General features: G+C 30.2%; 8 protein-coding genes and 1 other RNA gene. All 9 read right to left on the bottom strand.

What is annotated here, in order from left to right:
- Positions 1-44 precede the first annotated feature (44 nt).
- The 9 genes from O5Y44_RS03590 to O5Y44_RS03550 all read right to left on the bottom strand — a co-directional run bounded on the left by O5Y44_RS03590 (position 45) and on the right by O5Y44_RS03550 (position 12,055).
- Positions 45-812 (bottom strand): tRNA threonylcarbamoyladenosine dehydratase, encoded by a 768-nt coding sequence (locus O5Y44_RS03590; RefSeq protein ID WP_271964702.1) that lies wholly within the window; start codon positions 810-812, stop codon positions 45-47.
- Between the two features lie 64 nt (positions 813-876).
- Positions 877-1,060, bottom strand: a non-coding RNA gene (ssrS, locus tag O5Y44_RS03585) — 6S RNA.
- A gap of 179 nt (positions 1,061-1,239) precedes the next feature.
- Complete coding sequence (gene uvrA / locus O5Y44_RS03580) at positions 1,240-4,068, bottom strand: excinuclease ABC subunit UvrA (RefSeq protein WP_271987004.1); 2,829 nt, start codon at positions 4,066-4,068, stop codon at positions 1,240-1,242.
- Between the two features lie 277 nt (positions 4,069-4,345).
- Positions 4,346-5,098 (bottom strand): FAD-dependent oxidoreductase, encoded by a 753-nt coding sequence (locus tag O5Y44_RS03575; protein WP_271987005.1) that lies wholly within the window; start codon positions 5,096-5,098, stop codon positions 4,346-4,348.
- A 280-nt stretch (positions 5,099-5,378) separates the two neighbouring features.
- On the bottom strand, positions 5,379-5,960 hold the full coding sequence (locus tag O5Y44_RS03570; protein WP_271987006.1) for a TetR/AcrR family transcriptional regulator: 582 nt from the start codon (positions 5,958-5,960) through the stop codon (positions 5,379-5,381).
- Between the two features lie 240 nt (positions 5,961-6,200).
- Positions 6,201-7,934 (bottom strand): thiol reductant ABC exporter subunit CydC, encoded by a 1,734-nt coding sequence (cydC, locus tag O5Y44_RS03565; RefSeq protein WP_371465561.1) that lies wholly within the window; start codon positions 7,932-7,934, stop codon positions 6,201-6,203.
- Positions 7,924-9,639: a thiol reductant ABC exporter subunit CydD gene (gene cydD / locus O5Y44_RS03560; RefSeq protein ID WP_371465560.1), complete on the bottom strand. Its 1,716-nt coding sequence runs from the start codon at positions 9,637-9,639 to the stop codon at positions 7,924-7,926. Before cydD ends, cydC begins: the two co-directional genes overlap by 11 nt.
- Positions 9,640-9,642: 3 nt before the next feature.
- Positions 9,643-10,671, bottom strand: a complete 1,029-nt coding sequence (gene cydB, locus O5Y44_RS03555; RefSeq protein ID WP_271964708.1) for a cytochrome d ubiquinol oxidase subunit II — start codon at positions 10,669-10,671, stop codon at positions 9,643-9,645.
- 1 nt (position 10,672) lies between these two features.
- The gene (locus tag O5Y44_RS03550) at positions 10,673-12,055 is read right to left on the bottom strand and encodes a cytochrome ubiquinol oxidase subunit I (protein ID WP_102169637.1); all 1,383 of its coding nucleotides are present in this window, start codon (positions 12,053-12,055) and stop codon (positions 10,673-10,675) included.
- Positions 12,056-12,241 lie beyond the last annotated feature (186 nt).

The raw sequence follows: 12,241 nt of genomic DNA, 5'->3' as shown, positions 1-12,241 counted from the left end.
GATAAAAAATAAAACAACGCTATAATTAGCGTTGTTTTCATTCTTTAAATAGGTTTTTCAACAGTTAATATTTTTATATTTTTTAATAAAGTTGTATAAACATAATTGGCTGCTATAAGACCAGCTACTGATGGGCAAAATGCGTTAGAAGCAGGTGGTATCTTAGCTTTACGTATTTCAGAATCTTGTTTTCCAATTTTTTCTAAGTATTCTTTGTTAGCAATTGTTGGACTTTCTGTAGAAAATACTACAGGTACTTTTCCACGAACTCTCTCTTTTTTCAGTTTCGTTCTTATTACTTTTGCTAAAGGACAAACAGTAGTTTTACTAATATCTGCAATTTGAAATTTAGTTGGATCTATTTTATTCGCAGAACCCATTACACTAATTACTGGTATATTGTTAGCTAAACAATATTTTATTAAATGTATTTTAAAAGTTACTGTATCACAAGCATCTATCACGAAATCCAGTGGTTTCTCATAAAATATTGGATAAGTATCTTCTGTGTAGAAGTCTTGAATAGCTATAACTTCACATTCTGGATTAATAGCTAAAATTCTTTTTTTCATCTCTTCGACTTTACTGTATCCTACTGTTTCTGTAGTAGCATGGATTTGTCTATTTACATTAGTAATATCAATATTATCTTTATCCATCAGTACTAAAGAACCAACTCCAGAACGAGCTAATGATTCAGCAGCAAATGATCCTACTCCTCCAACTCCTAGTATACCTACTCTTTTGTTTTTTAATATTTCTAAACCTTCAGTTCCTATTACTAATTCATTTCTTGAAAATTGATGTAACATTTTATTCTCCATATTCTTCTAAAATCAAATAATAAAAAGACTGGAAATTATAATAACCAGTCTAAAAAAAACCAAAACGCCGTAGATTCTTACCTAAATTGGTCCTGATATAATCAGGTGGGTACGATAGCCTTACTTTCTAAAGTCTTCTCAGAGGAAGCATTTTATACTGATAAGCGATTTTCGTTCCCGTTCAAAAAGTGTTAGGCCCGAATGTGAGGTAAGTCATACAAGCGCTTTAGTTTTATATTTATATTTTACCACAGTTAAACTTGTAAAACAACCTCAAAATTTGTATAATCATGTGTTTGTTTTGTGTATTTTAATTCAAAACCTTATTAGTAAAAGGTTTCCATAAGATAAAAATATTTAAAATATTTTTCTAATATTAATTTATTTTAGACTTATTTTATTTAATGTATTTATTTTATTTTAAAAGTTTTTTCAGAAACTTTCCTGTATAACTTTCATTATTTTTTATTAGTTTTTCTGGAGTACATTCTGCTAGAATTGTTCCTCCTCCTACTCCACCTTCTGGACCAAGATCTATTAGGTGATCACAACATTTAATAACATCTAGATTATGTTCAATAACTACAACAGTATTCCCACCATCAACTAACTTATCAATTATTTTAATTAATCGACTAATATCATCAATATGTAAACCTGTTGTCGGTTCATCTAGAATATATAATGTTTTTCCAGTTGATTTCTTGTAAAGTTCACTCGCTAGTTTTACCCTTTGAGCTTCTCCCCCTGATAATGTTGTCGCACTTTGTCCTAATCGTATATAATCTAAACCGACATGAACAAGGGTTTCCAATTTATTTTTTATCTTTGGAATATTTTCGAAAAACTCGTATGCTTCTTTTATCGTCATATCCAGTACATCACTTATACTCTTACCTTTATATTTAACTTCTAAAGTCTCTCTATTGTATCGTTTTCCTTTACATACTTCACACGGTACGTAAACATCTGGTAAGAAGTGCATTTCTATTTTTAATATTCCATCTCCACTACAAGCTTCACAACGACCACCTTTTACATTAAAGCTAAAACGACCTTTTTTGTATCCTCGTAATTTTGCTTCATTTGTACTAGCGTATAAATCTCGTATATCATCGAATACGCCAGTATAAGTTGCCGGATTACTTCGTGGAGTTCTTCCGATAGGACTTTGATCTATATCAATAATTTTATCAATATTACCATCAATTCCTTCTACCGATTTTACTACCGTTGTATCAATTTCTTCTTTATTAAGAACATTTTTTACAGAATTAAATAATATCTCATTAACTAGAGTTGATTTTCCACTTCCTGATACTCCTGTAACTCCAATGAATTTACCAAGTGGGAACTTCACATTAACGTCTTTCAAATTATTCTTTCTAGCTTTTTTAATGACTATATTTTCTCCATTACCTTTTCTTCTTTCAGTCGGCACTGGTATTTTTTTACGTCCTGATAAATATGCTCCAGTTATAGAATTTTCATTAGCCATAATTTCTTCTGGTGTTCCAACCGCTACTACTTGACCACCATGTTCACCAGCCTTAGGACCAATGTCAACAATATAGTCACAAGCCATCATTGTATCTTCATCATGTTCAACTACTAATACTGTATTCCCTAAATCTCTCATAGATAACATAGTATTAATTAGTTTTTCATTATCTCTTTGATGTAAACCAATTGACGGCTCATCTAGTATGTATGTAACTCCCATCAGTTTCGAACCAATTTGGGTCGCTAAGCGAATACGTTGAGCTTCTCCTCCTGACAATGTTCCTGAAGATCTATCTAATGTTAGATAATCTAGTCCTACATCATTTAAAAATTGTAATCTTGCTTTAATTTCTTTAAGTACTAATTTTGCGATAGCATAATCTTTTTCACTTAATTTTATATTTTGGAAAAATTCATAGCTATCTTTAATAGACATCTCACAAATTTCTGCGATGTTTTTTCCAGCAACGTAAACCGATAATATCTCCGGTTTTAAACGTTGACCTTTACAGCTACGACATGAATCCTCTTTAATATACTTAGCCATAGCTTCTCTCGTCGCTCTAGTCATTCCTGATTTGTAACGTCTAAGGATGTTATTCGCTACACCTTCAAAATATACTATGCGTGTACGCATAATACCTTCATCATTAATATACTTATGAGTAATTTCTTCTTGATCGTTTCCGTATAATATAATTTGTTGTTGTTCATTTTTCAAATCTTTAAACGGAGTATCCATATCTATTCCGAAGTGCTCACATGCGCATTTTATTAGACTTGGATAGTATGTAGATGTTGCATTATTATAAACTAAAATTGCACCTTCATTTATTGATAAATCTTTATCAATTATTTTATTAATATCAACGGTTTCATGCATTCCTAATCCATCACACTCAGGACATGCTCCTTGAGGATTGTTAAATGAAAAGATACGTGGTTCTAAATCACCTAATGTGAAATCACAATGTTTACAGCTATATTTTGTTGAAAATAACTGAGTAGTTTCTTCTTTCACATCATCTACTTCTACTAAATCATTGTTAGATAGATTTAATGATGTTTCTAACGAATCTGCTAAACGAGTTTCAATTCCTTCTTTGATTACTATTCTATCAATAATTACGCTAATAGAGTGTTTTTTATTTTTATCTAATTCTGGAAGATCACCCACTTCATATAGCTCTCCATCTATTTTGAATCGAATGTATCCGTCTTTAATTAATTTATCTATTAATTTTTTGTGTGTACCTTTTTTATCTTTTATGATAGGTGCCACGATTTGTATTCTGCTACGTTCTGGCATCTGCATAATCGCATCTACGATTTGACTTATTGAACTACTTTCTATCTTCTCATGATGATTTGGACAATAAATTTCTCCTATTCTTGCATAAAGCAAACGTAAGTAATCGTAGATCTCCGTTACTGTCGCAACTGTCGACCTTGGATTTTTCGATGTTGTTTTTTGATTTATTGATATAGCTGGTGATAAACCTTCTATAAGATCAACATCTGGTTTTTCTAAATTACCAAGGAATTGTCTCGCATAGGCGCTAAGACTTTCTACATATCTACGTTGTCCTTCTGCATATATAGTATCAAATGCAAGCGAACTTTTACCACTACCACTTAATCCAGTAATAACAACAAACTGATCACGTGGAATTTCTAAATCTATATTTTTTAGATTATTTTCTCTTGCTCCTTGTATTACTATTTTGTTTTTCTTTTGCATATATTACCTCAATGTTTCTATACAATCAAATTTTATTATTCATTGTAAAATCAATTTTGTGTCCTATTTTTTAGACTCATTTAATTTTACATTAACTCTCTTATTATAACATAAATATAAATGAATATTAAAAAAGAAAGTTTCAATGAAAATACAAAAATTTTGGAATAGTCTTTTAATCTTATAAATAGATATCAAAACATATTAAATTTATAATGAAAAAGATATGAAGCTCTTTTACTGATTTGTTCAATAAAAGAGCTTCATATCAAAAACGTTATTTTAATCCTTTAAAACTATCCATTTTTATTTTTTCCTTACTTATTCCAGCGGATTCTAGAAAATTTTTCATAGTCTCAACATCATCAGGTTTGCCTGATAAAAGATATATTGCTCTATTTCCATACTTATCTACTACCTTTTTAAGTTTATCTTGACTTTGTTCTATACTTCCACTAGTTTCATAAGTAAAATCTTGTCCTTTATTAGATAACTCTGTCAACTCTTTATTAAAGACCTTTACCCTATTATCTAAATGATTTAGTATAATCGAACGTTTAGAACTCCATTCTTTAATAATTGGTCTAATCGCTGCAATACCAACATCAGATGCAAAACACACAATAGGTTCTTGACCATTTACAACCTCTAAGTTTTTATCTAACCAACTAACGTCAACTTTTTCACCAATTTTTAAATTAGTTAGTTCTTGTTTAAACTTACTTCCACTATTTCGAGTCAAAAGAACAATCTCATTTTCATCTGGATTAGATGCAATAGTAAGCCAACGGTTATTTTCCTTTTTATCTTCAATATTAGGAACTGTAACTTTTATATATGAACCTGCATTCCAACTCATATTATTTGGCTTTTCAAATCGAAACACATAAAGATTATCACTTACATTATCTATTGATTTCACAGATATAGTTTGACTACGTCCAAGAAATACGAATATTCCAGACATTATTACTACCAGAATCGCCGCTATAATAAAAATAATAGTTAACATTTTTCTACCTCTTTTCATTTTCTTCCTCTTTCTTAAAATTATAGTTAATATGATGTAGCATAAGATACAGTAATATTACCCAAATTTGTAACTCTATTTAAAATACAATTTTTTATAATGAATATTTTCTAAAATTCATTCATTTTTGTTTTAAAAGATAGTGACTCATATATCGAAATTTCTTAAGAAACACGATTTTGTCGAGTCACTTGCCGCATTAGTTTATTAGATATCTAAAAGCATTTATAAAGCGAAAATAAATATCAATAAGCCACTATCTATGTGTTCTCATGTGAATTTAGAACTTTTGTTGCTCCCCATTAAATAATCCTTTTACAAAATAAATTGCTAATCTTTCTGTTGTTTCACTAACATTAGGAATATCTTTTTCCGTAACGTTCATATCTATATAGTTAAAAAGAGTATAAATTTTCAAAATCTCTTGAATCTTTTCTTGAGAATACCCTTCTGTTTGCAATCGATTAGTAAAATTTTCAACTAAAAATTTATAGAATTGATTAGATGCCTTACCTTCTTCTGATGAATAATAGTTGTGTAATTCACTAGAAATAGCAGGATTGTACCACTCTGATAAAATCTTATTAGTTGATATTAAACTTCTTGATTGACCAAAAAGTTGTTCTGTTAGCTTAACTACATCACCTTCCCAATCGATATTGTTTATCATCAGTTGTCGAATACGATTATTTTCTTCTATATAGGTATCTAAAAAAATTGTTTCTTTACTATCATAAAAGTTATAGAAAGAACCTACTGCCATTTTTGCATGTTTTGTTATTTCTGAAATTGACGTTGCTTTGTACCCTTTTTTAGAAAATACCTGATATGCCGCTTCTTTTAAAATCTTTTTTTTATCCATTATAATCACCTCTTGTTCAATGAATGAATTTTTATTTTTATTCATTCATATTTTATCAAATATCCACTTTAAAGTCAATAGTATAATACAATGTAAAATACTTCGTTCTTTAGAAACTATTGAGCTTTTATTAAAGAATTACTTAATTTGTCTATAAAAAAAATAGAGTTAGAGAAAAATTAATTCTCTATAACTCTATTTTTTTGTTACAAGTTTTTTTAAACATTACTTTGTTTTATGTTACGCTATATTATCCATATCATATAGTTTTCTATACTTATCATTTGTTGCGTATAGCTCACTATGAGCTCCATCCATTTCTATTTCTCCATCTTTAATGAAGATTATTCTATCCATATATTCGATAGAGTTTAAATGATGGGTAATCCAAACAATTGTTTTATCTTTACTAGATTCAAAAATTGTAGTTAATAATTCATGTTCAGTTTTTGGATCTAACCCTACAGTTGGCTCATCTAATAGTAGTAATTCATTATTTTGAATTATACTTCTAGCAAAAGCGATACGTTGACGTTCTCCACCTGAAAATCTACTTCCGGTTTCGAATACATTAGTATCTATTCCGTCTGGTAAACTTTGAAGCAATTTAGATAATTGTGCTTTTTCTAAACTATCATTAATTTTATTTTCAATTTCAGAATCTTCTATACCTGCATCTAAAAGAGCAAGTTTTAAATTTTCTCTAATAGTCATATCAAATAAATATGGTTTTTGGTTTAATAGTGAGATTTCTGTACCTAACATAGTTTCTGTTGGCTTTTTATCTAGTACAACTATTTCTCCTTTATAGTCAGTATATGTCCCAGTTAATAGTTTTACTAATGTAGATTTACCTACTCCACTTCTTCCCAATATCGCTACTTTCTCACCTTTCTTAATTGATAGTGATAAGTTGTTTAATATTGTTTTACCTTCCTCATATTCAAAAGATAAATTTTTGACATCAATAATATTACCATCAGAATTTTTCGCATCAGTTACTTCGATTTGTTCATCGTCTTCTTGATCGTAAAATTCTTTAACACGATTGATCGATACTTCGTAACCTGGTATATGAGCAACAGCTTCACTCGTCATTACAGCAACACTAAGAACAGATAATACCATCATACAAAATGATGCAATATATACATTTTCGATAACATTATTTATCGACATATTCCAACAGCTATAAATCATTAAGAATGCTGTAGCACCAGCAAGTAGGTTTACAAAGTTTTCTCTTAAGTGAACGAATGTTTTAATTTTTCTTTCACGTTTTAGCAGTTTTTCTTCTTTTACTTGATAATCATCCATAAATTCATTTACTTTATTAGAAGAAATCCAGTCACTTAATCCAAAAATTGCACTAGTAAAATCACGATATAAATTATATTTAGCTTCTTTCATAATTTGGAAGTTTTTTCGTGTGATTGTTAATGACACAAATGGAACTACAAATATTATAAATAATCCGAATAAAGATGCTAAGATTGCATAATTCATATCATATCCAAACATAACTGTAATAAATATTACATACAATACTAATGAGATTATACTTGGGAAGATTGTTTTTAAGTAAATATTTTGCATATTTTCAATATCTTCTGAAATAATACCAAGTAAATCTCCAGATTTATATTCTTTCTTAAGTTTTAATGCTTTAGGTTCTAAAATTCTGTACACTCTACTACGCATTTTTTCAATTATTCCTAATACTAAGTTATGACTTACTAATCTTTGAATATAAGCAAATGTTGATTGCGCTAGCGAGAAAGTTCTAGTTAATACAGTTGGAACTTGTAACATTAGGATATTTCCTATACGTAATGAAGCTTTACTAATTAAGAAGCCTGATACATACATTAACGCTGCTCCACTAATAACTGACATTAATCCTAAGAAGATTATTCCACTCATGACAGCTTTATTCTTTTTAAGTTCTTTTCTTACTATTGAATTATTTTTCACTATAGCTACCTCCTACTAGATTAGCTTTTAACTGATCAAATCGAGGTGAATTTTTAAATTCTACGACTTTCTCGAAATCACTAACCCTTCCTTGTTCTAGATTTAACACATAATCTACATTATTTAACCAGTGTAGTCTATGTGTAGCTATAATAACTGTTCTACCTTTAAATAACTCTAGCAGTTTTTCTTTAATTTCGAACTCTGTTTCAATATCCAGGTGACTAGTAGGCTCATCTAGAATAATTATTTCTCTATTACTTATTAAAGCTCTAGCAATTGCTATACGTTGTGCTTGTCCACCACTTAGCTCTTGTCCACCTTCACCAATGTTAGTATCGAATCCTTGTGGAAGAGTTGAAATAAATTTATCTAATCCTACTAATTTACTAATTTCTTTTAAGTACTCTTCACTAACATTTTCATCAGTATAGAATAAAATGTTATTACGAATTGTATCAGGGAATATATATGGAAACTGTGAAATATACGAAATATTATTTGACCAGTGTACATTTTTTAGGTTTGTAACTTCATCATTAATTAATATTTCACCTTCACTTTGTTCATTAAATCCAGATAATATTGAAATTAATGAAGTTTTACCACTCCCACTTTGTCCTACAAGACAAATTTTTTCACCTTTGTTTATAGATAAAGTTATATTATCAAGAATTTTCTTCTCGTCTTTTATTAAACCTATATTTTTTAGTTCAATACTATCCACACTCTCAATAGAAGATTTCTCAGATTTATTTTTCTCATTATCAATTATCATTCTATTAATATCTTCATAAGCCATTTGACCATCGAGTGTTGCGTGATAATCTGTTGCAGCTTGTTTCATCGGCAGGAAAAATTCAGGTGCTATTAATAACACCGTTAATGATGGCAATAGTACTGTACTACCATCTAATAATAATATCCCTAATCTAACCGCTAAAAGTGCAATTGCTATAGTTGTTAAGAAATCTAATGCGAAGCTATTTAAAAATGCCACACTTAGTGTTTTCATTGTACTTTGTCGATATTCTCTATTTTTCTTCTCCATTATCGGTAAGTAATTTTTACTTACTCCTAAGAATTTAAGTGTTTCCACTCCTCGAATTGTATCAATAAAGTTATTAGACAGAGCTCTATATTTTTTATACTGTCTATTTGCCATATCTCTAGCATTAATTCCTAGCAGTATCATAAAAATAACGATAACTGGGATTACAGATATAATCATTAATGCAGATACATAATCTGTATAAAATATAAAAATAACTACTAAGGTTGGTATGATTGCTCCACGAATTTGTTTGGATACATTCAATTCAAAATACTGTTTTACTTTTCCAATACCATCAATTGCTAAAGTTACTAATTTTCCTGATCCTTCTCTTGAAGTAAAATCAGGGCCTAAATCAAAATAACTTCTTAGAAGTTTTTTTCTAAGTTCTTTTTCGAACTTGATCGCATGGTTTTCTGTGAAATATTGTTGTAAATGTAAAAATACTATCCTAAATATAAAACCTATTAAAAAAAGAACACTATCTCTAACAACATTATCATAATTTTTATCAAATAACCCTACTATAGCTTTTGATAAAAAAGCAGCCTGTATAATTATACAAGCTGCTTCGAATATTGATAATATTAATAGTGTCAATGTAAGACTTTTTTTAACAGGAAGTTTTAATTTTGCTTCCTTTTTTTTCATTGACTAATACTCCAATTCATCTTCTTTAGTTAGTCGTTTTCTAAAAATAGAATATGACCAAACTTGGTATCCTAAAACGAATGGCAATAGGAATAATGCAACTATTGTCATAAGTCTTAGTGTGTATACTCCACTAGCAGCATCATAAATAAATAGTGACTGACTAACATCATTGCTGTTTATAATAGCACGTGGGAACATACCAGCGAAGACACTTAGAGTTAGGAACGCTAAAGTTCCAGATGTACTTAAGAATGCACCTAAGTCACGACCTTTAAAGTTTAAAACAAATGATAACACGAATAATGCTACCGCTACTAATGCTAATACTAAACCAACATAGTAGTTTGTTGTGAAAATATCTGTTTTAAATAATGCCCAAATTGCGAATACTAATGTTACTACTGCAGCGAATGGGAATAATAATGCTGATGTAGCACGAGCTGCATTTCTTAATTCTCCTGTAGTTTTAAGAGCTAAGAATTGTGCTCCGTGAACTAACATAAGAAGTAACATCATAATTCCACCAAGAATAGTAAATGGTGATAATAATCCTAAGAAACCGTCAACTAAGTTTTTCTTATCGTCTAGGTTTGCTCCTGTCATAAAGTTAGCTACTGCAACTCCCCATAATACTGGAGGAAGTAAGCTACCTACAAACATTGCTATATCGAATGATTTAATCCAAGCTCTATTATCTCCTAATTTACCTCTAAATTCAAATGATACGCCTCGTAGGATTAACGCTATAAGCATTAATACAAATGCAATGTAGTATCCACTGAATAATTTACCATACCAGATAGGAAACGCTGCGAACATTGCTCCACCACCTGTTAATAACCAAACTTCGTTTGCATCCCAGAAAGGACCAATTGTATTGAAGTAAACACGTTTATCTTCATCAGTTTTACCTAGTACTTGAGCTAGTACCCCAACTCCGAAGTCATATCCTTCTAACACGAAGAACCCTGTAAATAGTATTGTAATAAGTAAGAACCATATATTTGGTAAAGCTACTGACCAATCCATACTATGCTACCTCCTTCACAGTTGTTTCTTTTTTGTTCATTGTATATCTGAACGCTACAAATTGTGCAATACCTAAAATTGTGTATAGTACACAGAATACTAATAGTGAGAACAATACTGATGATGCTGAGTTTGGAGAAACTCCAGATTCAGTAGCCATCACTCCGAAGATTAAGAAAGGTTGACGACCCATCTCTGCCATAATCCAACCACAAGCAGTAGCAACTTCAGCTACTAGTAAAGTCCATGGCATAAGTTGTAAGAACCAACGTTTTTTAATTTCAGTTCTCTTGAATGCATATATAGTACCAAGTAACGACATTAAGATTAAGATACCAACTGAACCAGACATAACTCTAAATGAGTAATAAATTGTTGGTACGTCTGGTGTGTAATCGATGTGTTTTCCGACTACTGGATAGTATTTCTCATCCATTTCTTTTTGAAGAGTTTTCATACCTTTAAGGCTTCCTTCAAATTTATCATATGCTAAGAAACTTAACATACCTGGAACTTCAAGGTAATGTTCTGCTTTCTGTTGTTTTTGATCAATTGTTGCTAAAACTGAGAATGGTGCTGAATTTCCTGTATCTTCATACAGAGCCTCAGCAGCTGCAACTTTCATAGGATATTCTCTTACTAAGTATTGCATTTGAGAATGTCCAGTCCAAAACAATCCTAATGAACCGATTAAAGCAGCTACGATAGATACTTTAAATGCTTTTCTAAACACTGCAACTTCTTGTTTACGAACCATTTTCCAAGATGCAATACCTGCAATTGTAAATGCTCCTACAGTTAACGCCATTGTTACTACGTGAGGGAATTGGTTCCATAAATATGGGTTTTTAATGATTGCTAAGAAGTCAATCATCTCTGCTTTTTTACCAATTACGTTGTTCTCAACGTATTTAACACCAACTGGGTGTTGCATGAATGAGTTAGCTGATAAAATCCAGAACGCTGACATAAGTGTTCCGATACTTACTAACCAAATACACATTGCGTGTAATTTTTTGTTAATTTTCTCCCAAGAGAAAATCCAAATACCGATAAATGTAGACTCAAGATAGAATGCAAGTAATGCTTCTATCGCAAGTGAAGGTCCAAAAACATCCCCTACGAATGAAGAATATTCAGACCAGTTCATACCAAATTGGAACTCTTGTAGGATACCTGTAACAACCCCAACAGCGAAGTTAATTAGGAATAAGTGACCAAAGAACTTCGTAATTCTTTTGTAATGTTCATCGCCAGTTTTAACATAAATACTTTCAAAAATCGCGATTAAGAACACCATACCAATAGTAATCGGTACAAAGAAGAAGTGGAACACTGTTGTCGCTGCGAATTGTATCCTAGCAAGTAATAGTGGATCCAACATAGATATACCTCCTTTAAAAATATTAAATTATATTTAGTGCAAATATTTATATTATTATTGTATAACATAGTCTTTATTATAGCAAAACAAAAATGATAAAAAGTAGCACTTTTCCTACTTTTTACCATTTTTCGTTCACATTTTGTTCACAATTTACAATAAAATCAATATTATCGCTTTGTTATA

Source organism: Gemella sp. 27098_8_155, assembly GCF_041433725.1.
GTDB lineage: Bacteria > Bacillota > Bacilli > Staphylococcales > Gemellaceae > Gemella > Gemella haemolysans_D.
This window is presented reverse-complemented; position numbering and strand designations above follow the sequence as displayed.